We start from the raw sequence: 25,806 nt of genomic DNA, 5'->3' as shown, positions 1-25,806 counted from the left end.
GACACCCGAGTGAGTTGACGCCGGTCAGCGCCGCAGCGCCGCGGCAAGAGTCTCGGGGGTGGTGTCGGGGCCCGCGCTGATCCACGGGCCGCACCACTGCGCGGCCGCGAGCGCGGCGTAGGCGGCGGAGGTGCGGCGCTGCAGACCGTCGTCGCGCTCGTAGGCGTCCCTGGCGCGGTCGGCCTCGGTGGCGGCCCGATGCTGCGCGCGCTCCGCGGCCAGCTCGGTCGGCACGGCCAGCAGCACCTGCCAGTCGGGGGTCGGCAGCTCCAGGCGGCCGAACTCGAGATCGCGCACCCAGGCCACCACCTCGCCGTCGACGTCCTGATGCAGTCGCGCCGCGCTGTAGGCGGCGTTCGACGCGACGTAGCGGTCGAGGATCACCACGTCGTGCGTGTCGCGCAGCCGGGCGATCTCGTCGCGGGCGCCCGCCCGGTCGAGGGCGAACATCACGGCCATCGCGTACACCGAGTCGGCGAGGTCGCCGTGACCGCCGTGCAGCGCCTCGGCGGCGATGTCGGCGTGGATCGACTGGTGATAGCGCGGGAAGGCGAGCTGCGCGACCGACGCCCCGTCGGCCTCGAGCACCGCCCGTAGTCCACCGGTCAGGGTGCGTTTGCCCGCACCGTCGACGCCCTCGATCACCATGAGCACGGTGACACCTCCCGAGTCGCTTCGCTCCTGCCCGCCGAGCGAGCGTAATTGGTGCGCTGGAGCAGCGTCGACCGCCGATAGGCTTTTTCGCGTGAGTCAGCCTGTCGAAGTCGTGGTTTCCGAACTGCATTCGGCGTCGGCGCGGCTGCAGGACGCCGCGCAGCGCCTGCGGGACGGCCTCGCCGGCGTGAACGACGAGACGACGGACCTGCTGGGCTCGGGCTGGAAGGGCGGCGCCGCGTCGGCCTACGCCCCGCCGTGGCAGCAGTGGAACGAAGGCGCGAAGAAGGTCGTCGAAGGACTGCAACGGATGTCGGAGCTCCTCGACATCGCGGGCAACGAGTACGCCAAGACCGATCAGTCGGCCGCGGCGAGCCTCGGTTCGGCGATGCGGAGTCCGGACGGGACGACGGGCGGCGCGACTGTTTCGCCGTCCGCCGGCGGGGTCGGCAGCCCGACGAGCGCCGGCGCCACCGGAACCGGCGGGTCCGGGTCGGGACCGGGTGCCAGCGTCGGGCAGGCCTTGTCGTCGGCGGCGCAGCTGCCCCAGACCGCGGTGCAACCGCTGTCCCAAGCCGGGCAGGCGGTCGCCGGATTAGTCCAGAGCGCAGCCCAACTGGCGTCCGAGCTGGCGGAGAAGGCCACTGCCGAGGAGGACGGCACGGAAGAGGACAGCGGCGCAGCGCCCGCCGTCGAACGGAAGCAGGAGTAGGGGGCGCACACGATGCTGTTGGTGGAGTTCGCACAGTTGCAGGCCGCGATCGATCACATGGCGCGCTACCAGCAGGACGTCAAGGCCTGCCTGGAGGACATCGACCAGACGATGAAGCGGTTACGCGCGACCTGGCACGGTGACGCATCGGAATCGCAGGCCGATGCGCAGGCGAGGTGGGACGAGGGCGCCGACCAGATGAACAGCGCGTTGGACCAACTGCGCAAGATCGCCCAGCAGGCACTCGCGTTCTACAACGACGCCGTGACGCAGAACAAAGCGATGTGGGGCATGTGAGCCCAGCCAGTCGCGGGTCCGCGACCCACCGCATCGAGGTCGAGCCAGACGTTCTGATCCGTGCGGGTCAACGCCTCACCGCAGTGGGCACGCAGTTGGGCTTGATCGCGGACCTGACCAAGCCGATGCTGGCCAACGGGATCTCCTCCGGCTGGGACCTGCCCGGCATCAACTTCGCACTCGAATACTCCGACACCGCAGGACAGCTCGCAACCGCTCTGGCCGAAGCGGCGAACGGCTGCAAGGGCATGGGGCTCAGGGTGCAGGCCTCCGGACACAACTACAAGAACTCCGACGCTGCATCGACACTGCCCGGCGGCGCACCGATGGGAAGCGTGGCAGAAGCGCCGCCCGACACGGTGGCGGCGTCGGTTCCCGCCTTTCCCAACATGATCGCCGTCCTGCCACCAGGCGCCTGGGTGCCGATCTATCCCGTCGTCCAACTCCTCGGCGGTTTCGGGATGACCTGGCCGCTGGGTGACCCCACGTTCATGCGCGTGCTCGCCGCGCAGTGGGACGTCATCGCCTCGGGAGCGAAGGTCTTCAACGACGACATCGACGCGATCAAGACCGTCGTGTCGATGCAGGACATCCCCGAGCGCGGCAGGATGCTCGAGGACCTCCAACTGGCCGACGACAATCTCGCTGAATTGGCAAGATATGCTTCAGATCTCGCGAAGCGGATCAGGGAATTCGCGCAAACGGTCGAGGATGCGCAGAACGCCATTCGCCGGATCCTCGAGAGGCTGTCGTCGATCGACTCGATCATCGACACCATCACGGGCCTGTTCAGCGGCGAGGCGGAGGACATCGCCCGCGACGTCATCGCGGTTCTGGACAACTCCCAGCGCCAGGTCAAGGCGATCGTGGGACTCCTGGGACAGGCCAAGCAGGCGATCAACGACGCACTGACGGAATTCCAGGAACTGAACCGCGAGGTCCTGGTCGCCACGTTCGGCGACGACGTGGGAAACACGCTGGCCGACGGCTTCGACTACTACTCCGATTTCGAGGTCGGCATCCTGAACGGCGTCATCAACACCGTCTCGGGGACTGTGGCGATGCTCGACGCCGACACCTGGAAGGGCATGTACGACGTCGCCACGATGGTCGCCGACGACCCGTCCATGCTCGACGACGTCCTGCTCAACATGGGCAAGGAGTTCCTGGCGTGGGACGCGTGGTCCGGCGACCACCCGGGCCGGGCCGCAGGCGAAGCCGCGTTCAACATCGCGTCGCTGTTCAACCCGTATGGCGGGGCCCTTCCCAGAACCGGCACCCTGGCAAGGGGATTCAGGTACGGCGGCACGCTGGCGCGCGAGGGCAGACTCCCCCGCTTCAACGACCTGCCGGGTATCGGCAGCCGTCACACGCCCGGTTTCGACGGTAATCCCGGCGCCGGACGCGGCATTCCGGACACGACGTCGTTCACGCCCGGCCGGGTTCCCGACTCCCTCACGCAGGGGCCTGGTACGCCGGGCCGCTTCGATCCACCGGAGACCCCGAACGGATTCGGTGGCCCGTCGGACCCCCCGCAGGGCACCCGCGTCGACGGTGGATCCGGCGGGGGCGGTGGCGACGATCCACCGGGTTCCGGTGGGCGTCCCGTCGGGCCACCGGACACCTCGCCAGGTCAGCCGAGCCACTCCGCGTCGTCGCAGGCGCCGGGTTCCGACTCACCTCGCGGAATCCAGCCGTCGACGTCCTCGGCTCCGGCCCACACGCCGTCGACGGCCGACGCCACGCCAAGCACTCCCGGTGACACCCGAGCACCCTCCGAGAGCGGCTCGCCGCACCGCACCCCGGATTCGACGGGTAACGGTCACTCGAGTCCGGATGCATCGACGAATCACCATCCCGATGCCGACAGCTCCGCTGGCCGGCCGGATGCCACCCACCCGCCCGCCGAACACCGGCTTGCCGACGCGTCCGCGACCGAACACCCCGGCAACTACGAGCAGTCGGCCACCGACGGCCACGTGCGGGATCAACCGCCGGCGCCGACCGACCACCACCAATCCGCCTCCACCGCACCGGGTGTCATGGGTGGCATGCCGATGAGCGGTCACATGGGCGGCACGCACACCCCATCGGCGCCGTCCCCTACTCCAGGCGGGCCCAACCGCATTCCGGAGTGGAAGGGCCCGCAGTCCGGTCCCCCGGAGAATCCTCGCGCTCGAACTCCTGGAGCAACCGGGCCGGAGCCAGGACGCTCGCCGGCGCCTCCGGTGAGATCGACTGCGCCGCCCCCGGTTTCCGAACGCATTGCGGAGCCGCTGCGCCCTGTAGATACGACGGCTCCCCCGCCGTCCGACCGACCCGGTACCCAGCCCGATCCGAACCGCGGCGACGGTCACGGGTCCGACCAGGGCGGCGGCACAAACAGTCCGACCCCGGATCGCCCTGGGCCGGAGGGCAACCCGGCGAACGATCGCATCTACGGGCCGCAGGAGCTGGACGAAGTCGAGGATCCGGCCTACCAAACCGCGATCGAGCACGCGCTGCGCGATGCCGATGGGAACTATCTCCGCCACGCCGACCCGAGAACCAACGATTACGGGCATCTGATCAACGACGGTGGCCCGGACGTTCCAGGACGCGACAACAACTGCCTGGACTGCTCACTGTCGGCGCTGTCGTCGTTCCTGGGCGACCCAACGGTTTCGGTTCCTCGAGCGTTGGACATCTCGAGCGACGGCGCAGTGGATAGGGCAGGGGAAGCCAGCGGGCTGCGCCGCGCTGCCGATTGGCTTGGTAGCGGAATGCTGGAGTTCCCAGGGCGCTCCGTTGCGGAACAGTTCGACGCACTTCACCACTACATCGACAATCTCGGACCAGGTTCCGCGGCGTTGGTTCACAACGGCTGGCACGGCTTCGACGAGTCCACCAACAGCTACCTACATCACGCCGACGGTTCGCCCGAGACACGGGGTTCGCACGCAACAGTCGTCGTGTATCCCGAGGGTGCTAGTGGACCGGTGTGGTGGGATCCGCAGCAGGGCCTCGTCTCCGACCACCCTCCGTCCTGGATGACCGACCACGCGACATTCCTAGAGTTCACCCCGATCGATCCGAATCAAGGAGCACACCATGGCGGAGTTGGACACCAGGGAACAGGCACTGGCCTATCTGGCGGAAATGTCGCCAGCGGAGGCGTTCACGGTGAATCGGTTTCCCCACGGATGGGTGTGCACGCCAGTCCTGAGCCCGGAACAGATCGCCAGGGACCAGGGCCTGGGGATGGCGAAGCTGGTGATCGATTCGGAGACGGGCATCGTCTATCAGTTCCCGAGTTGGTCGACTCCGATGGTGGCGGAGGCGTTTACGGAGTTCAAGCAGACGGGAACCCGGCGAGCGGGCAGACAGATCTACCCGTATCAGTGGAGAATCACGATCCAGCGGACCAGCGAGGACGACCAGACGATCGTCTACCAACTGACGGCGCAATCGTTGACCGATCCGCCGGAGCCGACCCAGCAGCACCCGCTCACGATCCAGAAGCAGACGTTCAGGTCGGATCCGAGAGACCCTCTGTCGAGGATCGCGAAGTCTTACGCGGAGTGGCAGAGCAGACAGAGCAACGGAAAGTGGCCGGAGACGGCCACGACTCAGGTGTAGCTCATGACGCAGCTGGAAACCACGAAGCAGGCAGTGGCGTATCTGGCGGAGATGTCCCCGGACGTCACCTACCGGGTGAATCGGTTCCCGCTGGGATGGGTGTGCGCGAAGGTCCTGAGCCGAGAGGAGACGGCCAGGGACCAGGGCCTGGGCCTGGCGAAGTTGGTGATCGACTCGGAGACGGGGATCGTCTACGTGTACCCGAGCTGGTCGGAGATGATGGTGGCGGAGGCGTTCACGGAGTTCAAGGAGACGGAAGTCGATCGGGCGGGCCGACGGATCTACCCGCATCAGTGGAACATCACGATCCAGCGGACCGCGGAGGACGACCAGACGATCGCCTACCAACTGACGGCGCAGTCACTGACCGATCCACCGGAACCCACCCAACAGTTTCCCCTGACGATCGACAAGCGCACGTACGCAACGGATCCGACGAACCCATTGACGAACGTGGCGTTGTCTCGAGCGGAGGCGGAGAGCCGCCGGAACCAGGGCGTCTGGCCGGAGACGGCCACGATCAGGGTGTAGAGGGCGACGCGCACGGGCACCACGGCGGTCAGGATGAGGGCTCCCCGTGGGACGGCGACGCTGGGCAGCGCGCCGTCCACCTGTTGCCGAGTGACGACTCCGGCTATCGGGTCCAACCCCGTGATTGCGAGTTCCTCGACATCTCGCCCGAAGAGGTCGAAGCATGGGCCACGCGCCGGGCTCCGCTCGGCATGACGCCCGCAGAGTTCACGGAGTTCAACGAATCCATGTTCGGCGCGTTGGTGAGCGAAGGAATAGACACCAACGATCTCGATGTGCGACTGCAGGGCTCATCAGCGAATTTCTTCTCGGGCGAGCACAAGTCGTTGCCGCTTCGATCCGAACTCGCCGACTATCCTGAGGCAGCAGCCCAGATGGACCGTTGGCTCGGCGACGATACCGACCGTCCGCTTCGCCGACCTTTCGACTCAATGCATCGACTCGGTCTGGACGACGAGCCGTCGGACTACGATCTCCAGATCTCGTCCGACTCGATGGTCGATGCATGCCAACGTCATTGGGAAGCGAACGGATCGCACGGGGACCTGGTGAACCCGAAGTACGGGTTCATCAACAAGCGGGTGTTCCAAGATCTTTTTCCAGCATTATGGGCCTGGGCTGACGACTGGAGTGAACGCACAGGACGACCTGTGGTTCCGGCGCTTTTCCCGAGTTCAGGGCCTCCCGACACGTCATCAGCCGGCGTATCGTCGCACTTCCGAGATACGGATTGGCGCCTCCCGAACGAAAGCGACCACTGAATGAGTCTGCTGATCGTGATAGACATCGACGGCGACGTCGATCAGTCGAGTCTGGACCGTCTCCGTAAACATCTAACCCTCGACAGGCGAGGGCGACTCACCGACGACTGGGACCAGGATTTCGGGCATCGCGTCGTCGACGTACCGGGCGGGCCGCGCCTCAACATCGGCCTCTACCGTGAGTTTGACGGATCATGGCTGATCCAGGTTCAGACCCGCGAGACATCTGTTTCCGGTGACGAGATCGCGAAATTACGAGAGGAATTGGTGGCAAGCATCACGGCCGCGGGTTTCGATGCGGCGGTGCGTGCGAAGCCCACCTTCGGGGGGAGGGAGAAGGGCATCTACGAATAGCTCTCAATCGGCACGACAGCCAGCGCGAGGCCGTCGAAACAATGGCTCATGCTCCAAAACCTGGTTGCCCGTGCGCTGCGCGAGGTCGGGCAGTGTGTCGGCTGGACTTGACGAGGTGTCGGTCCGCGAGTGACCGGCGTCGAGGAGAGGGCCGAGGAGCGAACCCGCGGCGCCCTTCCGGCTTCGGCGTCGGAACTCGGGCCTCCCGTGATCAACACCTCTCCAGCCGACACACCACCCCGAAGTGATCCGACGGGAACACCCTCGGCTGGTCCGGCGAGATCGGCTCGGCGCCGAGCAGGTCGATCCGCGTCGGCCGCCACCCGGAGCCCTTCACGAGCACCCGGTCGAACCGGACGTGGCGTTGCTTGCCCGTGCTGTCGAGGCGCATCAAGTTGATCGACGTGTCCTCGGTGTAACCCGGCTCGTCCGGGCGCAGATGCGGCCAGACGTCTTCGAACGGCGCGGTGATGCCGTCGTTCTCGTCGTCGCGCATGTTGAAATCACCGAGCAGGACCACGTCCGAGGAACCGTCGACATCGTCAAAAACTCTGCGCAGCTGACGCTTTCGGAGTTCCGCTGAGGCCTTGCCGCTGTCGAGGTGTACCGATCCAACCACAAGCGATCCGTCTCCAACGTCCACCTCGGCGCGCAGCACACCGCGAGACGCCTGCGTGGGCAGTGGAACGTACACCGCGCGAGTGATCGGAACCCGCGCCAGCATCAAGTGCCCGTAGTTGCCGGTGCGCCATCCCGTCACGGCCGCCCGCCGGTAACCGGCGCGGATCCAGTCCTGACCCAGCAGCACGTCCAGCGCAGGCCGAGTCACCTCCTGAAACACCATGACGTCCGGCGCTTCTCGGGCCAGCACGTCGGCGATCGCCTGATACCGGTCCCGTGCGTACCGGTCGTCGAACCACACGTTGAACGTCGCCAGGGTCAGCGTGTCGCCCACCGGTGCGGCGACGACACCGCCGGAGATCGGCACCGACCGACGGCGGATCCAGGAGAACACCGGTCCAATCTAGGCGGTTAGAACTCCCCGCAGTTCGGTGTGGTCGGCAATCCGTTGAATCGGTCGGAGACCCACTGCATCGCGCGTTCCCCGTCCACCAGCATCGGCAGCGCGTGGTTGATCACCAGCTTGTTGAGGAACGGTGGCTGCTCGTTGGTCCAGAACTGCACGTCGGCACCGCGCGCACACCAGTCCCGGCCCAACTGGTTCGCGGCCGTCCACGGCACCAGCGGGTCGAACCGATTGCTGAGGATCAGCACCGGCGCGTTCGGGGTGAACTTGCCGAGTTTCTGCATGTCGAACAGCGACGCGAACGGCTCCTCGTTCACCGTCGCGAAGATGTCGGTGGTGAAGTACGGCTGCAGGTGTCGGAACATGAACTTGGCGATCGTCTCCGCAATGCACTGATCCTGCACCTTCTGCAGCAGGTCCAATCCGCGCGGCGTCATCTTCGAGCGGATCACGTCGGCGAACTCCGGGTAGCTGGTGATCACCGAGTTCAGCGCGTACCCCACCACCCCCACCAGGGCGCTACCGTCGGCGTAGGGGAACAGCTCCTTCAGATCCGCGGGCGGAGCACCCGCGTACGTGCCGACCACTCGCAGGTCCGGCGCGTACGACGACGCCAGTTCCGCGGCCGACGCCGCCGCTCCCCCGCCCTGCGAGTAGCCCCAGAACGCCACGGGCCCTTGCGGATCCAGCGACGTGCCCGGAAGCCGCATCGCCGCGCGGCCCGCGTCGAGCATCGCGTTGCCCTGCGCCACCCGGTTGACGTAGGTGTGCAGGCCGGGAGTGCCGAGGCCCTGGTAGTCCGTCATGACGATGGCGAAGCCGCGCGCCACCATGGTCGCCACGAACAGTTCCTCGTAGTTGAACGCGATGTCCAGGTACGGCGAGAAGTGGATGCCCTGGTTGAACTGCCGCGACGGCGCGCACTGGTCGCCCTGCCCCTGGGTGCCGGGCCCGTATACGATCAGCGGCCGCGGCCCCTGGCCGGGCCAGGGATTCCACGGCTCGAAGTAGGTCCCCGTGACGGCCATCGGCTGCCCACGGGAATCGCTGCTGCGGTACATGATTCGCGTTCCATTGGCGAAGATCGCACCGAGTTGCCCGGACGGCTCGAGCACCAGCCGCGACGGCTCGCTGCGGAGCACGTCGCCCGGCTGCCCGTCGGGCAGTGGATCCGGCGGCGTGTAGAACGCGGTGTACTCGTCCTCGTTGTACTTCGGATCCCGGAGGTCGTTCGTCGGGTCGGGATCGGCCCACGCGAGCGGCGGCGCGGCGCATACCGCGAGCAGCGTTAGAACAAGGACACTGAGCGCTCGCACAGCACATGTCACGGACGCACCGTAGCAGAACGCTCGGCTCGAGATTCTCAGTGCCCGGAATACCGTTGCGCGCTAACGCAATCCGCTATCACATGCCCGTCGACCTCAGCACCAGGACGTGGGCGGACGGGTCGAGGTACGCGGCGGTGGCAAGCTCCGGTGTCGTGAAGGCGAGATCGAGCCGGGCATCGGTGAGGTACGGCCCGGCAGGCAACTCGGGCCGAAGCAGGTCCTGAACGTCGGGGACCTCACCCTCCGGCACCGGCTGGTGGTCGCGCACCAACGCGTTGACCACGGCCGGCGCGAGCGACACGACGGCGTCGATCCAGTACGTGGTGGGCCCCGGCACTCCCCTGTCGTCGGGGTGGTGCGAGTTCCACGTCACCCAGGAGGCCGCCGACGGCTCACCGAGCGCCGGGAATCGCGTCGTCAGCGGAGCGAGGTCGTGGCGCACCACGGTCGGGGGCGACGGGGTGCGGTCGTCGGGTTCGTCGCCGCACCCGACGAGAAGCGGCCCCAGGCATACCAGAACTACTGCCAGGGGCCGCTTCACGACGCAGTGCTCAGTAGCGGTAGTGCTCGGGCTTGTACGGGCCGTCGACGTCGACGCCGATGTACTCGGCCTGCTCCTTGGTGAGCTTGGTCAGCGAACCGCCGAGGGCCTCGACGTGGATCTTGGCGACCTTCTCGTCGAGGTGCTTGGCGAGCCGGTACACCTCGTTGTCGTACTCGTCGTTCTTGGTCCACAGCTCGATCTGCGCGATGACCTGGTTGGAGAAGCTGTTGCTCATCACGAACGACGGGTGGCCCGTCGCGTTGCCGAGGTTCAGCAGCCGGCCTTCACTCAGCACGATGATCGAATGTCCATCGGGGAAGATGAACTCGTCGACCTGCGGCTTGATGTTGATGCGACGGATGTCCTTGTCGCGCTCCAGCTTCGCCATTTCGATCTCGTCGTCGAAGTGACCGATGTTGCCGAGGATGGCCTGGTGCTTCATCGACCGCATGTGCTCGAGGGTGATGATGCTCTGGTTTCCCGTCGCGGTGATGACGATGTCGGCCCAGCCGATGGCCTCCTCGACCGTCTTCACCTCGAACCCGTCCATCAGCGCCTGCAGCGCGTTGATCGGGTCGATCTCGGTGACCGCGACACGGGCGCCCTGCGCCTTGAGCGCCTCGGCGCAGCCCTTGCCGACGTCGCCGTAACCGCACACCAGCGCGGCCTTGCCGCCGATCAGCACGTCGGTGCCGCGGTTGATGCCGTCGATCAGGGAGTGGCGGGTGCCGTACTTGTTGTCGAACTTGCTCTTGGTGACCGAGTCGTTGACGTTGATGGCCGGGAACGACAGCTCACCGGCAGCGGCGAACTGGTAGAGCCGCAGCACGCCGGTGGTGGTCTCCTCGGTGACGCCCTTGACCGACTCGGCGACCTTGGTCCACTTCGTCTTGTCGGCCTCGATCGAGCGGCGCAGCAGGTTCAGGAACACCTTGTACTCGTCGGAGTGCTCGTCGTCCTCCGGCGGCACGACGCCGGCCTTCTCGAATTCGGCGCCGCGCAGCACCAGCATCGTGGCGTCACCGCCGTCGTCGAGGATCATGTTGGCCGGCTCACCGGGCCAGGTGAGCATCTGCTCGGCGGCCCACCAGTACTCCTCCAGCGTCTCGCCCTTCCACGCGAACACCGGGGTGCCCTTGGGCTCCTCGACGGTTCCGTGCGGGCCGACGACGACCGCCGCGGCGGCGTGATCCTGGGTGGAGAAGATGTTGCACGACGCCCAGCGGACCTCGGCGCCGAGCGAGACCAGCGTCTCGATCAGCACGGCGGTCTGGATCGTCATGTGCAGCGAGCCCGAGATGCGGGCTCCCTTCAGCGGTGCGACGTCGGCGTACTCGCGACGCAGCGCCATCAGGCCGGGCATCTCGTGCTCGGCGAGGCGGATCTCCTTGCGGCCGAATTCGGCCAGCGACAGGTCGGCGACCTTGTAGTCGATGCCGTTGCGTACGTCGACAGTGAGGTTTGGTGCGGTCATGAAAGAGCCCCTAAATTCGTTCGTCAAATGCGTCTAGCGCACCACAGTGCGCTGGGGACACCCTCAGCCTGCGGGCTCGCGGGACAGGCGCACGGCGCACTGCCAGCTAAGGAGTATCCACAACACCGTAGCGTTCGGCGAAGGGCGTCATCAATCTGGCTAGGTCACGCGCCACGTCGTGGTCGGCCTCCGGGGGCATCGACACGTAGCTCATCGCCAGCCGGACGATGGCTCTGGCCAGCACTCCGGCGTCCTCGTCACTGCACCTCACCCAGCTGTGCATGAACGTATCGGTGAGGCGCCCGCTGGCCCGGCTGATGATGGGCGCGCTGTCCGTCGTGATGATCTGAAGCAGGTCGGGCTTGGCCACACCAGTCAGCAGCGAGATGACGAGCGGGTCGGATGCTGACTCGAGGAAGAACGCGCGGAACCCCTCGAGGAACGCCGCGTAGATGTTGCCGACGTTGCCCTCGATCGCGAGTTCGACGGCGTCGACCAGGCGGTCCGCCAGTCGCAGCGCGTAGCCCTCGGCCAACCCCTGCCGGGACCCGAACTCGTTGTAGATCGTCTGACGGCTGATGCCCGCGGCCCTCGCCACGTCCGACAGCGTGATCGACGACCAGTCCCGTGTGAGCAACAGATCGCGCATGCCGTCCAGGATCGAATCCCGCAGGAGCACCCGCGACGCCTCGGCGTACGGCACGCGGGGTGCCGTACGCCGGGGTGGGGTGCTCACACGCGCGACTTTATACATTTCCCGGCGGTTCGCTCGCCCTGTGTCCCGAAGGGGGACGCTCAAGACCGCGCCACTTCCACCATCTCGAAGTCCGACTTGGCGGCACCGCAGTCCGGGCAGCTCCAGTCGTCCGGGATGTCGTCCCATCGGGTGCCCGGCGCGATACCGTCCTCCGGCCAGCCCTTCTCCTCGTCGTATTCGAATCCGCACTGTACGCAGACGAACAGTTTGTAATTCATTTCGTGGCCTCCACGCTTTCGAAATCGATCTTCTCGCGCACCGCGCAGTCGGGGCAGCACCAGTCATCCGGTACCTCACCCCACGGGGTCCCCGCCGGAAAGCCTTCGCGCGGGGCGCCTTCCGCTTCGTCGTACACGTAATCGCAACCGGGGCAGCGGAAGCGGCGGGCAGGAGCGAAGCGACCAGGGGATTGATCGGCGCTCATGCCGTCTGCTCCGCGCCGTACTTCGCGACCACCTTGTCGTGCATCCTCGGATGGATGTTGACCCGGCTGAGGTCGCCGTCGTAGTGCGCGAGCACCCGGTGGTCCATCACCTTGCGCCACAGCGGCGGGAAGTACGTCAGCCCGATCATCGACGCGTAGCCGCTGGGCAGGTTCGGTGCACCGGTCATGCTGCGCAGCGTCTGGTAGCGACGGGTCGGGTTCGCGTGGTGGTCACTGTGCCGCTGCAGGTGGTACAGGAACAGGTTGGTCACCAGATGGTCCGAGTTCCAACTGTGTTCGGGGGCGCAGCGCTCGTAGCGTCCGCTCGCCGTCTTCTGCCGCAGCAGCCCGTAGTGCTCGAGGTAGTTGACGGTTTCCAGCAGGGTGAAACCGAACACCGCCGAGATCACCACGTACGGGATCAGCGCGACGCCGAAGATCGCGATCAGCGCGCCGTACAGCACCACCGACATCGCCCAGGCGTTGAGCACGTCGTTGGACCAGTGCCACGGACTCTTGTCGAGCCTGCGCAGCCGGGCCGCCTCGAGCTCCCACGACGACTTCAGGCTGCCCCAGACGCTGCGCGGCAGGAACTCCCAGAACGTCTCACCGAAGCGCGCCGACGCCGGGTCCTCCGGGGTGGCGACGCGGACGTGGTGGCCGCGGTTGTGCTCGATGAAGAAGTGGCCGTAGCAGGTCTGGGCGAGCGTGATCTTCGAGAGCCAGCGCTCGAGCGAGTCCTTCTTGTGGCCGAGTTCGTGTGCGGTGTTGATCCCGACGCCGCCCATCATGCCGACCGACAGTGCCAGACCGATCTTCGCGGGCCAGCCGAGCGACCCGTCGAAACCGAGCCAGCCGAGATCCGAGGCGGTGAAGAGATACGCGCCGAGGATCACCGTCAGGTACTGGAACGGGATGAAGCTGTACGTGCAGTAGCGGTAGTACTTGTCGTTCTCGAGTCGCTCCATCACCTCGTCGGGCGGGTTCTCCCCGTCCGGCCCGTACCTGCGGTCCAGCAGCGGCAGCACGATGTACACCAGGATCGGGCCGATCCAGAACGGCACCTGGGCGGCGGCGTGCCAACCGAACTGGTTGAGCGCCCAGACGACCGGAAGCATCACCAGCACCGCGGTGGGGACGATCAGCCCCATCAGCCACAAATAGCGCTTCTTGTCCCGCCACTGCCCCGCGGGCAGCTGCGATTCCGTCTGTGTGGTCACAGTCGTTCAACCTCCATGTGAGAGCCATCACCTTCTGACTTTGACTATAGATCGACATTTGTCCGCTGTCTAGACACCAGGGCATGTTTTGTAAAACAACGGCGGTTCCTCGGAGACCACCGTTTCGTCATCTTCGGCAGCGCCTCTTGGTTCGTGCGATCCACGTGGTACCAGGTACCGTCGCCGCCATGGGGAAACTCCTGGGTGATCACGCCGTCGTCATCGGCGCCAGTCTGGGCGGGCTGTGCGCCGCGCGGGTGCTGTCCGACTACTACAGCCGCGTCACCGTCTACGAGCGCGACGAACTGCCCGATGGTCCCGGCAACCGCGCGGCCGTCCCGCAGGGCCGCCACGTGCATCTCCTGATGGCGCGCGGCGCCGCGGAGTTCGAGAAGTTGTTTCCCGGACTGCTCGAGGGCATGGTGGCCGCCGGGGTGCCGATCCTCGAGAACCGGCCCGACTGCATCTCCTTCGGCGCCGCCGGGCACGTCCTCGGCACGGGCACCACGCTGAAGGATCCGTTCACCGCGTACGTGCCCAGCCGGCCGCACCTCGAGTGGCAGATCCGCACCCGCGCGCTCGCGATCCCGAACGTCGAACTGATCCGGCGCGGCGTCGCCGAGCCCTGGTACGAGCCGGCCGAGGAGCGCGTGATCGGGGTGCTCCTCGAGTCCGGCGACGAGTCGAGCGGTGTGGCTGCCGACCTGGTGGTCGACGCGACCGGTCGAGGCACCCGGTTGCCGGTGTGGTTGGAGCAGTGGGGATTCCGCCGGGCCGATGAGGAGTCGTTCGACGTCGGCATCGACTACGCCACCCATCAGGTGCACATCCCCGAGGGACTGCTCAAGGAGAAGGTCGTCGTCGCAGGCGCCTCCCGCACTCAACCGGTCGGCCTCGGCATGCTGTTCTACGAGGACGGCAACTGGGGCGTCACCACGTTCGGCACCGGCAAGGTGCCGCCGCCGCAGAACTTCGCCGAGATCTGTGCGCTGGCCGACGAGATCCTGCCACCGCACGTGGCCGTGGCACTGCGCAAGGGTGAGCCACTCGGCGAGATGGCGTTCCACAAGTACCCGAAGAGCCGATGGCGCCGATACGACAAGATGGACCGCTTCCCCGCGGGCATCATCCCGTTCGGCGACGCCGTCGTCAGCTTCAACCCCACCTACGGGCAGGGCATGACGATGACGTCCCTGCAGGCGGGCAACCTCGCCGCGGTGCTCGCCGACGGTGACGTCGACATCGCGGGCAGGCTCGCGCGCGCCACGAAGAAGACGACGTGGCCGGTGTGGACCATGAACGCCATCGGCGATCTGGCACTGCACAACGCCACCGGCGACGCGCCCTGGTGGTACGTGCGCGTCGGCAACCTGTTCGACCAGTTTCTCGGCGCCGCCGAGACGAACCCCGACCTCGCCGAGTGGTTCCTGCGTCGGTTCAGCCTGCTCGACAGCCTGTACATGGTGCCGTCACCGCGGGTGTTCGCACGCATCGTGCGACACAACATGGGACTGCTGCTTCGCGAGAAGTTCGGTCGCACAAGGAAACTCGACGATCCGGTGCGGACCGGCTAGATCCCGACGGTCGCCCGGAACAGCGTGGTGGGCTGATCGGACACCAGCCGGATCGGCCCGTCGTCGGCGGACACCCAGGCCGCCGCCCCGCGCTTCAGGGTGAGCACACCGGTCTTGGCCCGCACCTCGGCGGATCCCTCGGTGCACAGCAGCACCTGCGGTCCGTCGTGCCGCGCGGGCGCATCGACCTCGTGGCCGAGGAACTGGCCGTCGAGGTTCAGCACCGACACCGCGAACTCGGGAGCCGGTGTGGCGTAGACCATTTCGAATCCGTCGTCGGTGACCTCGGGGCGGATCACCAGGTCCGACGTCGGTGTGAAGTCGAGCACGCGCAGCAGTTCCGGGACGTCGACGTGCTTGGGGGTGAGCCCGCCTCGCAACACGTTGTCCGAGTTGGCCATCACCTCGAAGCCGACGCCGTGCAGATACGCGTGCAGGTTCCCCGCGGGCAGGTAGATGCCCTCGCCGGGTGCCAGGCTGAGCCGGTTCAGCAGCATCGCCGCGAGCACCCCGGCATCGGCCGGGTAGCGTTCCCCGAGCTCCAGCGCCGTCCGGGCCTCGGGCGCGAATTCGGTTGCGCCTGAACGCAGATAGGTGACGGCGCCGTCGAGCACCGCGGGTACCAGCTCGTCGAGGTCCGCCTGCGGAAGCGTGATCCACGTGGTGAACAGGGCGCGCAGACCGTCGGCGTCGGGCTGTCCCGTCAGCAGGTTGACGAAGGGATCGAGGCCCTCGACGGGCAGCGCGCGCAGTAGGGCGATGCTCTGCTCGACGGGCCGGAAGCCGGCCAGCGCCTCGAACGCGCCGAGCGCCACGATCAACTCGGGCTTGTGGCTGGCGTCGCGGTAGTTGCGCGTCGGGCCGGACACCGGAATGCCCATGCGATTCTCACGGGCGAAACCCTCGAGGGCCTGCTGCGCGCTGGGATGCGCCTGCAGGGAGAGCGGCTCGTCCGCCGCGAGCACCTTCGCCAGGAACGGCAGGGTGTCGCCGAAGCGCTCCCTGGTGGTCGTGCCCAGCTGGCCGTCCGGATCGGACTCGATCACGTCGAGCAGCGAGCGGTTCTCCCCGTCGAGGTGGGCCGGATCGCCGGGATGCGCGCCCAACCACAGCTCCGCCTCGGGGTGCGCCGTCGGGCTCGGTCGGCCGGTGAAATCGGCTATCGCGGTGTGGGAACCCCAGGCATAGGTTCGCACCGCTCCCTGTAGCAGGTCCACTCGTCTAACCCCGTGTCAGTCTCAGGTACACCGCCGTCATCTCCAGCCGTACCGCCAGTAGTGCCAACTGCTGTTCCGGCCGACCGCCGACGGAGGGCGCCGCGGCGTCCGGGACGTCCTCGGCACTGACAACGTCGATGTCGTCGAAACCGCTCAACCTAGCGACGAGCGCTGGACGTTCGTCGCCGATGGATAACACAACTGTACGCAACCTCGCCGGCAAAGGTCCGTCCAGATCCTCGTCGTGGAACAGCGCGGTCTCGTAATCAACTGTCCCGCCAGCCATTCCGCTCCCGATTGCCACCAGGACGTCGGACAACCCGGCCGCCGAGACAGCCGTCAGGCCAACTCGCAGCATGATGGTGGCGACGTGGGCTGCCAGCGTCGTCGTCGCGGCGTTGTCCCCCGCGAACACGACCTGCCGCCCGGCCATCCGGTCGGCCAGCGTCTTGGCCGGATTGGTGAAGAGGTCACGACCCGCGCTGTTGCGCAGCGCCTCGGCGTCTAGATCGTCGGCCAGTGCGGCGAGGTCGACCTGCATGCCCGCATCGACGACCCGCAGTGTCGCCAGGCCCGCGCCCAGATAGCGGGTCAGGCTGAAGTCGACGGGCACCTGCAGGCGCGGGCTCAGCACCACCGCCCGGCCGGCCGCCACCTCGCGAAGCGGCCCCTCGTCGGGAGCGGCGATCACCACCCGCGCACCCCGCCGGACACCGGTCGCCGCGGCGGCGACGAGGGCGGGATCAGCGGCGTCGTCACCGGCCACCACGAGCACATCGAGCGCGCCGATCCACGGCGGGACCTCGGAGCCGACGACCATAGGCGCCGCCATCGACCCGCCGAGCGCCGCCACCAGCAGGTGGCCCGCCGCCTCGGCAGGACCTCCGGTCGCGACCCAACTCACCGTGCGGGGTGGCTGATCGGACCGGAGGCCGTCCAGCACACCCTCATCGAGAGCGGCGGCGGTGGCGCGCATCTGCGCCCCCGCCATCGCGGCCGCCCGCAGCAGCCCCTCGCGGTCCGCGGCCAGCAGACCGTCGACGTCGTCGAGGTTCGCGTTCGCCATCGGCCGAGTGCTCACGCCGACGACTCCGAGCGCGACGCTATCTGCGCCGCAACGTGTTCCACGATCTCCTTCACCTCGGCGGAGGTGCGGGCCTCGACGTTCAACCGGAGCAGCGGCTCGGTGTTCGACGTCCGCAGGTTGAACCAGCTGCCCTCACCCAGGTCGACGGTGACCCCGTCGAGGTGGTCCAGCGACTGAATGCGCGACCCGAACGACTTGAGCACGGTGTCGACGCAGTCGGGGGCGTCGGCGACGGTGAAGTTGATCTCGCCGGATTCCTCGTACCTCTGGTAGTCGGCCATCAGCGCCGACAGCGGGCGGTCCTGCTCCCCGAGTGCGGCCAGCACGTGCAGCGCCGCCAGCATGCCGGAGTCGGCACCCCAGAAGTCGCGGAAGTAGTAGTGCGCCGAGTGCTCGCCGCCGAAGATCGCACCCGTCTCGGCCATCAACCCCTTGATGTAGGAGTGCCCCACGCGCGAGCGCAGCGCGGTGCCGCCGCGCTCGACGATCAGCTCGGGCACCGCTCGCGACGTGATCAGGTTGTGGATGACGGTGGCGCCGATCTCACGCGCGAGTTCGCGGCCGGCGACGAGCGCCGTCACCGCGGACGGGGTGACGGCGTGGCCGAGTTCGTCGACCACGAAACAGCGGTCGGCGTCCCCGTCGAACGCCAGGCCGATGTCGGCCTCGGTCTCGACGACATGGCGCTGTAGATCGACCAGGTTCGCCGGGTCCAGCGGGTTGGCCTCGTGGTTCGGGAACGTGCCGTCGAGTTCGAAGAACAGTGGCAGCAGCGTGACCGACGACAACGTCCCCAGTACCGCGGGCGTGGTGTGCCCACCCATGCCGTTGCCCGCGTCGACGGCGACGCGCAGCGGGCGCAGCGCCGAGATGTCGACCAGTGAGCGAAGGAAATCGCCGTAGTCGGCCAGGACGTCGCGGTCCTCGATCGCGCCCGTCGGTCCGTCGTAGGCGGGCACCCCGGCGATGACCTCGTCACTGATGGTGGTCAGCCCCGAGTCCTTGCCGATCGGCTTCGCGCCGGCCCGGCACAGCTTGATGCCGTTGTAGGCGGCGGGGTTGTGGCTTGCGGTGAACATCGCGCCGGGGCAGTCCAGCAGGCCGGACCCGAAGTACAGCTGGTCGGTCGACGCGAGGCCGATGCGCGTGACGTCGAGGCCCTGCGCCGTCACTCCGTCGGCGAACGCCGCCGACAGCGCGGGCGAACTGGCCCTCATGTCGTGGCCGATCACCACGCGGCCGGCGCCCTCGGCGCGCATCAACCGCGCAAAGGCTCCCGCGACATCGAAGACGAACTGCTCGTCGATCTCCGAGCCGACCAAACCTCGCACGTCATAAGCCTTGATGACGCGGTGAACAGCCGCAGCGGGCCGGGACATAGCTCTCCTCACAAGGCGAAATACAGATGCCAGCCTATCGGCTCCCGAATCACCACGCCGACGGTCCGAGCGGCTTGGCGCGAATCACCCTGGCGATCAGTCGGTGGGGTCCGGCAAAACCCGCAGATGTCCGCGTCGGCGGCCGTTGTGCTCGGACCGTCGCACGGGCGGCGCGATCACCGCACCCCCCACCGGATCCGAGAATCCCGCGGTGGCGCCGGGGTGGTGGACCACGCCTTCGCGACCTTCTCGCACCGCGTCGGCCAGCGCCACCAGGTCGTCGTCGTCGCTGTGCGACGGCAGCGGTCCCGCGTGCCGAACGAGCTCCCACCCGCGCGGCGCGGTGATCCGGCCGGCGTGCAACACGCAGAGGTCCCAGGAGTGGGGCTCGGACACGGTGGCCAACGGCCCGACGACGGCAGTCGAGTCGGAGTAGACGAAGGTCAGCGTCGCCACGGCATAGTGCGGGCACCCGGGCCTGCAGCAGCGACGGGGAACGTTCACGGGCGAAAGGCTATCGCGGCACACGCGCCCGAGGCATCGGACACGCGCAGCGCGGGGTGCGCCGATCTCCAACCGTTACCGAGGCCGTTACAGTCAGCGGATGCCCGACCCGCGTTCACGACGTGGCAGCGACATGCGAGGACCACTGCTTCCGCCGACTGTGCCGGGATGGCGCAGCCGTGCGGAGCGATTCGACATGGCGGTGCTCGAGGCCTACGAGCCGATCGAGCGCCGGTGGGCCGACCGGCTCAACAGCCTGGATGTCGCCGTCGACGAGATTCCGAGGATCGCCCCCAAGGACCCGGAGAACGTGTCGTGGCCGCCCGAGGTCATCGCCGACGGGCCGATCGCACTGGCCCGGTTGATCCCGGCGGGTGTCGACACGCGGGGTAACTCAACACGAGCGCGAATAGTCTTGTTCCGCAAGCCGATTGAGCGGCGAGCGAAGGACGCAGATGATCTTGCCGATCTACTGCACGAGGTTCTGGTCGCCCAGGTGGCGACCTATCTGGGCGTCGAACCGTCCGTCATCGACCCGACGATCGACGACGACGAGTAACCGCCGCTAGATGATGCCGCGCTTGAGGCGACGGCGCTCACGCTCGGACAGTCCGCCCCAGATGCCGAAGCGCTCGTCGTTGGCGAGTGCGTACTCCAGGCACTTGTCACGAACGTCGCAACCGAGGCAGATGCGCTTGGCCTCGCGGGTCGATCCGCCCTTCTCGGGGAAGAACGCCTCCGGGTCGGTCTGGGCGCACAGAGCGTTCTCCTGCCACTGGTCGTCCTCCTCCGTTGCCGGGAAGGAGTCGAGTGGCTCCGGCACCAGACTCAGCTGGGGCCGCCCTGTCGGGACGACCGGCGCCGGTCCGGTATTGGTGTGCGGGATGTTGCCTACTGAGCCGAGCATCCGGCTGTCGAACTGGATCACGCCATCGAAATCGACACGCTCATAAGACATCTTCCGCCTCCTCACCTGTTGTCGTAGTTCCCTGTGTCGAGCCGTACCGGGGTCGGCCAGCTCCGCCAATTCGAACAAGTGATCGAATCTCGGTCTGCGACACCGGAACCGCGCCCCCAACCGGGAAATGACACTGATGTGATTAGACACGGGTTAGCTGCACCGGTCAAGCGCTAGAACGGATTTTCATACCATCTCGTGACCAAACTTCGGCGCGTCGGTTATCTGGCGTGTCGCTCACAGCACCCCCACGGTGTCCCCCGACCCTGGCCGAACGCCTACTCTCGATCGATGTGAAGGTCACCGTTCTGGTCGGCGGCGTCGGCGGAGCCCGTTTTCTCCTCGGCGTCCAGCAGTTCCTCGGGCTCGGCCAGTTTGCCGGGGCCGCTACAGGTCCCAGCGGCGAGCACGAGCTCACGGCCGTGATCAACGTCGGCGATGACGCCTGGATGCACGGTGTCCGGATCTGTCCGGATCTCGACACCTGCATGTACACCTTAGGTGGAGGTATAGACCCCGAGCGTGGCTGGGGTCACCGAAACGAAACCTGGCACGCCAAGGAGGAACTCGCCGCCTACGGCGTGCAGCCCGACTGGTTCGGCCTCGGTGACCGCGACCTCGGCACGCACCTGGTGCGCAGCCAGATGCTGCGCGCGGGCTATCCGCTGTCTCAGGTGACCGAGGCGCTGTGCGTCCGGTGGGCGCCCGGCGCTCGGCTGCTGCCCGCGAGCGACGACCGGTGTGAGACGCACGTCGTCGTCGACGATCCGACCGACGGTGCCCGGCGCGCGATCCACTTCCAGGAGTGGTGGGTTCGCTACCGCGCTCGAATCCCCACCCACGACTTCGCTTTCGTCGGCTCCGAGAAAGCTACCGCAGGACCCGGCGTCGCGGACGCCATCGCGGGCGCCGACGTCGTCTTCATCGCCCCCTCGAACCCGGTCGTGAGCATCGGCGCCATCCTCGCGGTGCCCGGAATCCGCGGTGCGCTGCGCTCGACGCCGGCACCGGTCATCGGCTACTCCCCGATCGTCGCGGGAAAGGCGTTGCGCGGGATGGCCGATGAATGCCTGTCCGTCATCGGAGTGGAGACCAGTTCTCAGGCCGTCGGCACACACTTCGGTGCGCGGTCCGCCGTGGGCATCCTCGACGGCTGGCTCATCGACGAGGGCGACGAGGCGGCGATCGACGGCATCGACGTCCGGGCCATTCCGCTGCTGATGACCGACCCGGCCGCGACCGCCGAGATGGTCCGGTCCGGAATCGCGATGGCGGGTGTGGCATGACCGAGCACGGTTCGGCGGCGGCCGTCGAGATCCTTCCCGTCACAGGGCTTCCCGAGTTCCGGCCCGGCGACGACGTCGCAGCGGCACTCGCGAGCGCCGCGCCCTGGCTGCGCGACGACGACGTCCTCGTCGTCACCAGCAAGGTGCTGTCCAAGGCCGAAGGCCGGATCGTCCCCGCGCCCACCGATCCCGAGGAACGGGATGCTCTGCGGCGCAGGCTCATCGACGATGAAGCGGTACGGGTGCTGGCCCGCAAGGGCAAGACCCTGATCACCGAGAACGCCATCGGTCTGGTGCAGGCCGCAGCAGGTGTCGACGGCTCGAACGTCGACGCGGCCGAGCTGGCGCTGCTCCCAGTCGATCCCGACGGCAGTGCGGCCTCGTTGCGCGCCCGGCTGCACGAGTTGCTCGGCGTCACCGTCGCAGTCGTCGTCACCGACACGATGGGGCGCGCGTGGCGCAACGGCCAGACCGATGTCGCGATCGGGGCCGCGGGGCTGAGCGTGCTGCACGCCTACGCGGGCGCCGAGGACAAGCACGGCAACGAACTGCTCGTCACCGAGGTCGCGGTCGCCGACGAACTCGCCGCCGCCGCGGATCTGGTGAAGGGCAAGCTCACCGGGATCCCCGTCGCCGTTGTCCGGGGCCTGCGTCCCGTTGACGACGGCTCCAACGGCCACACCCTGGTGCGCTCCGGCGAGAACGATCTGTTCTGGCTCGGCACGCAGGAGGCCCTCGAAATGGGTCGACGCCAGGCGCAGCTGCTGCGGCGTTCCGTGCGGCGCTTCGCCTCCGACGACGTCGACCCCGAGCTCGTGGAAGCCGCGGTCGGCGAGGCGCTCACGGCACCCGCGCCGCACCACACCCGGCCGGTCCGATTCGTCTGGATTCGGGACGGCACCGTCCGCCGCACGCTGCTGGACCGGATGGCCGACCGCTGGCGCGCCGACCTGACCCGCGACGGCAGGCCAGCCGATTCGGTGGAGCGGCGCGTCGACCGCGGCCGCATCCTCTACGACGCCCCCGAACTCGTCATCCCGTTCATGGTCCCCGACGGCGCGCACTCGTACCCGGACGCAGCGCGGACGGCGGCCGAGCACACCATGTTCACCGTCGCCGTCGGTGCCGCGGTGCAGGGGCTGCTGGTCGCCCTCGCGGCGCGGGGCGTGGGCAGCTGCTGGATCGGCTCGACGATCTTCGCCGCCGACCTGGTGCGCGACGAGCTCGATCTCCCGTCTGACTGGGAACCGCTGGGCGCCATCGCGATCGGATACCCCGAAGCCGATTCCGTGCCGTCCGGGCCGAAGGAACCCGTCCCCGTCGAGGGTCTGCTGGTGATCAAGTGAGCCTGCACGCCTCGGTCGTCGACACGCTGACCGATTGGCGGCCAACGGATCCCGCCCAGGACGCGTTGCGACTCGCGGTGCTGGCCTTCGTGCTGGCTCGGCCCGATGCGTGCAAGCGCGCTTGCGTACCCGGCCACATCACCGCGTCGACCCTGCTGCTGGATCACGCCGGGCGGCGCGCGGCGCTCACGCTGCACCCCCGGTTGCAGCGGTGGGTACAGCTCGGCGGCCACTGCGAGGACGACGACCCCGACATCGCGGCGGCCGCGCTGCGCGAGGCCACCGAGGAATCCGGTATCGACGGCGTGACGGTCGACCCGGTGCCCGCGGCGATCCACGTGCACGCGCTGACGTGTTCGCTCGGCCAGTCGACGCACCACCTCGACCTGCAGTTCGTCGCCCGTGCACCCGAGGGCGCCGACCTGGTCGTCAGCGACGAGTCGTTGGATCTGCGGTGGTGGCCGCTCAACGGGTTACCCGACGGTGTGGACTTCGGGCTTCGCCAGTTGGTGGGAGCGGCTAGCAGACGGGTCTGACACGAATCGTGTTGCGGGCCTGAGTTATCCACAGTCCGGGATTCATCCACAGGTCGAGTTCGCACCGTGGCGAGGAGGGCTTGACTGGCGGATAATCGAATGTATGTGCGAAGCGTTTCGGAATCCGGCGGGGATGGACGATGCTGCGCTGAACCTGTCGATCACCGGCTACGCCCGCGCCGAGGCCGCGACCGCCGGGCATCGCCTGGCTGCGATCGCCGAACTGGTCGACCGGCGGCTGGGTACCGAGTTGGCGCGGTCGCGGGAACGGTCGGCCTGCGACGCGTGGGATTGCTGTGCCGCCGAGATCGCCGCCGACCTGACGATCAGCCACCGCACGGCCTCGGGGTTGATGTATCAGGCCCTGGACCTGCGCGACCGGATCCCTTTGACCGGGGACCTGCTGCGCCTCGGCGACATCACCCTGAAGGTCGCGGCCACCGCGTCGTGGCGCACCCAGCTGATCGTCGACCCCGACGCGCTGGCCCGGGTGGACGCCGACCTCGCCGCGGTGGCCACCCGGTGGGGCGGCTACTCCGAGCAGAAACTCTGCGATGCGATCGACGCCGCGATCGAGCGCCACGACCCGGATGCGGTGCGCCGGTTCCGGACCGCGCAGCGCTCGTTGAACATCGCGTTCGGTAAACCCGACGACGCCACCGGCACCCGCTCCATCTACGGACGGGTCAGCGCCCTGGACGCCGAACTGACCGACCGCCGCCTGGACGCCATGGCGACATCGGTGTGTCCCGAGGATCCGCGCACCCACGGTGAGCGTCGCGTGGCGGCCCTCGGGATCATCAACGCCGGCGGGGATCACCTGCCGTGTCTGTGCGGATCGGCGGACTGCCCCGCCACCGGGCCCGACGCCCGCGGTAAGCACTTCGAGATCCTCGTCCTGACCGACAACCCCAATCCCGCCGACGGCCCGGCACCCGAGGCACCCGACCCCGACGACGGCCCCGATGACGGTGGGCCGCGCTACGACCCGGACTACGACTGGGAACACCACTGGACCGACGAAGCGCCACCCGGCGACGAGGCGCCCGAACCACCACCCGAGGACGAGGAATCCGCGCCCGAACAAGCGGATTCCGTCGCCGAGCCCGAGAACGCCGACTCCGCAACGACTTCCGAACCCACACCCGCCCCGTGTGGCTACACCGCGATCGTCGCCGGCGGTGGCGTCCTGCCCGCGGCGCTGCTGGCCGACCTGTGCCGGATGGGCACCTCGGTGCGCACCATCGCCACCCCTGAGGAGGTGACCGCCGAGGTGCGCTACCGGCCCTCGATCGCGACCCGACACCTCGTACGGGCCCGCGATATGACGTGTCGGTTCCTCGGCTGCGATCACCCGGCCGAGTACGCCGACCTCGACCACACCGTCCCCTACGGCCGCCCCGGCGGGCTGACCCATCCGGGCAACATCGCCACGCTGTGCCGAAAACATCACCTGCTCAAAACGTTCTGGGTCGGCGAGGGCGGCTGGTCGGAGAACCAGCTCGACGACGGCACCATCGTCTGGACGAGCCCATCCGGCCTCAAACACCGCGCCCCACCGGGCAGTCGCATCTACTTCCCGAACTGGGACCCCACCACCCCACTACCGGACACCCCGACACCGGTGGTCACCGAACCCACCCCCGGCCGCGACCTGCGCATGCCCACCCGCCGACGCACCCGCGCCCAACAACGCGCCGCCACCATCGCCGCCGAACGCCGACGCAACCACGAAGACCGCCTCACCGACTGCACCGCACCGTTCTGAGTGGACCCGATCGACGCACGCGTCAATTGGCAAGTCTCTCTGCGTCTTTCAGGTGCACTCGTCGCGCCTGTGCGACGATGCCGGTATGAACAGGACGAACATCGTGCTGGCGGCAGCACTGCTCGGCACGGCTGCGATGGCCAACGCGGCTCCCGCCTACGCCTGGCCGAAGGCCGATGAGCCCAACTGCATGGTCGCGCCCTACATGTCGGACTGCACCGGCCAGCCGTTCGGAACGCCCACCAGCCCGTCGGACCCCTCCTGCGCGATGGACCCCGCCGACGCGGTGTGCGCGGGCGGTCCGTTCTCGGCGCCGACGACGCCGCCACTGATCGGCAGCGGTCAGCCGGGCAGCATCAACGCCGACGGACTCCCCGTCGGTGCGCCGCCGATAGCGACCACGATCACCCCGCCGGGCGGCATCCCCGGGATGCCGGGCACCGCCTGACA

29 protein-coding genes and 2 pseudogenes are annotated in these 25,806 nt (G+C 67.9%); 15 read left to right on the top strand and 16 right to left on the bottom strand.

Annotated features, from left to right (window positions below; translation table 11 throughout):
• Positions 1-24 precede the first annotated feature (24 nt).
• Positions 25-654 (bottom strand): dTMP kinase, encoded by a 630-nt coding sequence (locus NM203_RS16810; protein WP_255061152.1) that lies wholly within the window; start codon positions 652-654, stop codon positions 25-27.
• A 91-nt stretch (positions 655-745) separates the two neighbouring features.
• Between NM203_RS16810 and NM203_RS16805 the strand changes: the two genes are divergently transcribed.
• From NM203_RS16805 to NM203_RS33595, 3 genes and pseudogenes are all read left to right on the top strand, one after another.
• Positions 746-1,366 (top strand): WXG100 family type VII secretion target, encoded by a 621-nt coding sequence (locus NM203_RS16805; protein WP_255061151.1) that lies wholly within the window; start codon positions 746-748, stop codon positions 1,364-1,366.
• A 21-nt stretch (positions 1,367-1,387) separates the two neighbouring features.
• Positions 1,388-1,663, top strand: coding sequence for a WXG100 family type VII secretion target (locus tag NM203_RS16800; RefSeq protein WP_408633365.1), 276 nt, complete (start codon positions 1,388-1,390; stop codon positions 1,661-1,663).
• Positions 1,664-1,788: 125 nt separating this feature from the next.
• Positions 1,789-2,337 (top strand): annotated as a pseudogene (locus tag NM203_RS33595) (hypothetical protein); the annotation flags it as partial.
• On the opposite strand, the gene NM203_RS16795 reads toward NM203_RS33595, so the two are convergent.
• Entirely contained in the window at positions 2,329-3,033 is a 705-nt protein-coding gene (locus tag NM203_RS16795) for a hypothetical protein (RefSeq protein ID WP_255061150.1), read from the bottom strand. The pseudogene NM203_RS33595 and the gene NM203_RS16795 sit on opposite strands and share 9 nt — an antisense overlap.
• A gap of 263 nt (positions 3,034-3,296) precedes the next feature.
• Positions 3,297-3,428 carry a hypothetical protein gene (locus NM203_RS16790; protein ID WP_255061149.1) on the bottom strand — a complete coding sequence of 44 codons (132 nt, stop codon included), beginning with the start codon at positions 3,426-3,428 and terminating at the stop codon, positions 3,297-3,299.
• A 277-nt stretch (positions 3,429-3,705) separates the two neighbouring features.
• On the opposite strand from NM203_RS16790, the pseudogene NM203_RS33520 reads away from it, so the two are divergent.
• The 5 genes and pseudogenes from NM203_RS33520 to NM203_RS16770 all read left to right on the top strand — a co-directional run.
• Positions 3,706-4,653: pseudogene (locus NM203_RS33520) on the top strand (toxin glutamine deamidase domain-containing protein); the annotation flags it as partial.
• 100 nt (positions 4,654-4,753) lie between these two features.
• A complete protein-coding gene (locus NM203_RS16785; protein ID WP_255061148.1) occupies positions 4,754-5,281 on the top strand; it encodes an SUKH-4 family immunity protein in 528 nt (175 codons plus the stop codon).
• A gap of 3 nt (positions 5,282-5,284) precedes the next feature.
• Positions 5,285-5,812 (top strand): SUKH-4 family immunity protein, encoded by a 528-nt coding sequence (locus NM203_RS16780; protein WP_255061147.1) that lies wholly within the window; start codon positions 5,285-5,287, stop codon positions 5,810-5,812.
• Between the two features lie 83 nt (positions 5,813-5,895).
• Positions 5,896-6,573: a hypothetical protein gene (locus NM203_RS16775; protein WP_255061146.1), complete on the top strand. Its 678-nt coding sequence runs from the start codon at positions 5,896-5,898 to the stop codon at positions 6,571-6,573.
• Positions 6,574-6,927, top strand: coding sequence for a hypothetical protein (locus NM203_RS16770; RefSeq protein WP_255061145.1), 354 nt, complete (start codon positions 6,574-6,576; stop codon positions 6,925-6,927). It abuts the gene before it with no gap.
• 211 nt (positions 6,928-7,138) lie between these two features.
• Here NM203_RS16770 and NM203_RS16765 read toward each other — a convergent pair whose 3' ends face one another.
• The 8 genes from NM203_RS16765 to NM203_RS16730 all read right to left on the bottom strand — a co-directional run bounded on the left by NM203_RS16765 (position 7,139) and on the right by NM203_RS16730 (position 13,701).
• Complete coding sequence (locus tag NM203_RS16765; protein ID WP_255061144.1) at positions 7,139-7,942, bottom strand: endonuclease/exonuclease/phosphatase family protein; 804 nt, start codon at positions 7,940-7,942, stop codon at positions 7,139-7,141.
• A gap of 17 nt (positions 7,943-7,959) precedes the next feature.
• The gene (locus NM203_RS16760; RefSeq protein ID WP_255061143.1) at positions 7,960-9,282 is read right to left on the bottom strand and encodes a lipase family protein; all 1,323 of its coding nucleotides are present in this window, start codon (positions 9,280-9,282) and stop codon (positions 7,960-7,962) included.
• A gap of 76 nt (positions 9,283-9,358) precedes the next feature.
• On the bottom strand, positions 9,359-9,823 hold the full coding sequence (locus NM203_RS16755; RefSeq protein ID WP_255061141.1) for a hypothetical protein: 465 nt from the start codon (positions 9,821-9,823) through the stop codon (positions 9,359-9,361).
• Between the two features lie 10 nt (positions 9,824-9,833).
• Positions 9,834-11,300 (bottom strand): adenosylhomocysteinase, encoded by a 1,467-nt coding sequence (gene ahcY / locus NM203_RS16750; protein WP_255061140.1) that lies wholly within the window; start codon positions 11,298-11,300, stop codon positions 9,834-9,836.
• Between the two features lie 106 nt (positions 11,301-11,406).
• A complete protein-coding gene (gene alkX, locus NM203_RS16745; protein WP_255061138.1) occupies positions 11,407-12,054 on the bottom strand; it encodes a TetR family transcriptional regulator AlkX in 648 nt (215 codons plus the stop codon).
• A 41-nt stretch (positions 12,055-12,095) separates the two neighbouring features.
• Positions 12,096-12,275, bottom strand: a complete 180-nt coding sequence (locus tag NM203_RS16740) for a rubredoxin (protein ID WP_255061137.1) — start codon at positions 12,273-12,275, stop codon at positions 12,096-12,098.
• Positions 12,272-12,481: a rubredoxin gene (locus tag NM203_RS16735; RefSeq protein WP_255061136.1), complete on the bottom strand. Its 210-nt coding sequence runs from the start codon at positions 12,479-12,481 to the stop codon at positions 12,272-12,274. The genes NM203_RS16740 and NM203_RS16735 overlap by 4 nt, the downstream gene beginning before the upstream one ends.
• The gene (locus NM203_RS16730; protein WP_255061135.1) at positions 12,478-13,701 is read right to left on the bottom strand and encodes an alkane 1-monooxygenase; all 1,224 of its coding nucleotides are present in this window, start codon (positions 13,699-13,701) and stop codon (positions 12,478-12,480) included. Before NM203_RS16730 ends, NM203_RS16735 begins: the two co-directional genes overlap by 4 nt.
• 188 nt (positions 13,702-13,889) lie before the next feature.
• Here NM203_RS16730 and NM203_RS16725 point away from each other — a divergent pair, with 188 nt between their 5' ends.
• Positions 13,890-15,275 carry an FAD-dependent oxidoreductase gene (locus NM203_RS16725; protein ID WP_255061134.1) on the top strand — a complete coding sequence of 462 codons (1,386 nt, stop codon included), beginning with the start codon at positions 13,890-13,892 and terminating at the stop codon, positions 15,273-15,275.
• Here NM203_RS16725 and manA read toward each other — a convergent pair.
• The 4 genes from manA to NM203_RS16705 all read right to left on the bottom strand — a co-directional run bounded on the left by manA (position 15,272) and on the right by NM203_RS16705 (position 19,462).
• Positions 15,272-16,492 (bottom strand): mannose-6-phosphate isomerase, class I, encoded by a 1,221-nt coding sequence (gene manA, locus NM203_RS16720; RefSeq protein ID WP_255061133.1) that lies wholly within the window; start codon positions 16,490-16,492, stop codon positions 15,272-15,274. The genes NM203_RS16725 and manA overlap by 4 nt on opposite strands.
• Before the next feature lie 4 nt (positions 16,493-16,496).
• Positions 16,497-17,558, bottom strand: coding sequence for a TobH protein (locus tag NM203_RS16715; protein WP_255061248.1), 1,062 nt, complete (start codon positions 17,556-17,558; stop codon positions 16,497-16,499).
• A gap of 11 nt (positions 17,559-17,569) precedes the next feature.
• Positions 17,570-18,958: a phosphomannomutase/phosphoglucomutase gene (locus NM203_RS16710; protein WP_255061132.1), complete on the bottom strand. Its 1,389-nt coding sequence runs from the start codon at positions 18,956-18,958 to the stop codon at positions 17,570-17,572.
• A gap of 96 nt (positions 18,959-19,054) precedes the next feature.
• Positions 19,055-19,462 carry a DUF3499 domain-containing protein gene (locus tag NM203_RS16705; protein ID WP_255061131.1) on the bottom strand — a complete coding sequence of 136 codons (408 nt, stop codon included), beginning with the start codon at positions 19,460-19,462 and terminating at the stop codon, positions 19,055-19,057.
• Between the two features lie 133 nt (positions 19,463-19,595).
• On the opposite strand from NM203_RS16705, the gene NM203_RS16700 reads away from it, so the two are divergent.
• On the top strand, positions 19,596-20,021 hold the full coding sequence (locus tag NM203_RS16700) for a metallopeptidase family protein (protein ID WP_255061130.1): 426 nt from the start codon (positions 19,596-19,598) through the stop codon (positions 20,019-20,021).
• A gap of 6 nt (positions 20,022-20,027) precedes the next feature.
• Here NM203_RS16700 and NM203_RS16695 read toward each other — a convergent pair whose 3' ends face one another.
• On the bottom strand, positions 20,028-20,294 hold the full coding sequence (locus NM203_RS16695; protein ID WP_255061247.1) for a WhiB family transcriptional regulator: 267 nt from the start codon (positions 20,292-20,294) through the stop codon (positions 20,028-20,030).
• Between the two features lie 419 nt (positions 20,295-20,713).
• Here NM203_RS16695 and cofD point away from each other — a divergent pair, with 419 nt between their 5' ends.
• The 5 genes from cofD (at position 20,714) to NM203_RS16670 (ending at position 25,804) form a co-directional block, all read left to right on the top strand.
• Positions 20,714-21,706 (top strand): 2-phospho-L-lactate transferase, encoded by a 993-nt coding sequence (cofD, locus tag NM203_RS16690; RefSeq protein ID WP_255061129.1) that lies wholly within the window; start codon positions 20,714-20,716, stop codon positions 21,704-21,706.
• A complete protein-coding gene (locus tag NM203_RS16685; protein ID WP_255061128.1) occupies positions 21,703-23,052 on the top strand; it encodes a coenzyme F420-0:L-glutamate ligase in 1,350 nt (449 codons plus the stop codon). The genes cofD and NM203_RS16685 overlap by 4 nt, the downstream gene beginning before the upstream one ends.
• The gene (locus NM203_RS16680; protein WP_255061127.1) at positions 23,049-23,588 is read left to right on the top strand and encodes an NUDIX hydrolase; all 540 of its coding nucleotides are present in this window, start codon (positions 23,049-23,051) and stop codon (positions 23,586-23,588) included. The genes NM203_RS16685 and NM203_RS16680 overlap by 4 nt, the downstream gene beginning before the upstream one ends.
• A 103-nt stretch (positions 23,589-23,691) precedes the next feature.
• Positions 23,692-25,356: an HNH endonuclease signature motif containing protein gene (locus NM203_RS16675; protein ID WP_255061126.1), complete on the top strand. Its 1,665-nt coding sequence runs from the start codon at positions 23,692-23,694 to the stop codon at positions 25,354-25,356.
• Between the two features lie 85 nt (positions 25,357-25,441).
• Complete coding sequence (locus NM203_RS16670; protein WP_255061125.1) at positions 25,442-25,804, top strand: hypothetical protein; 363 nt, start codon at positions 25,442-25,444, stop codon at positions 25,802-25,804.
• Positions 25,805-25,806: the final 2 nt, after the last annotated feature.

The organism is Mycolicibacterium arenosum (assembly GCF_024320865.1).
Lineage (GTDB): Bacteria > Actinomycetota > Actinomycetes > Mycobacteriales > Mycobacteriaceae > Mycobacterium > Mycobacterium arenosum.
This window is presented reverse-complemented; position numbering and strand designations above follow the sequence as displayed.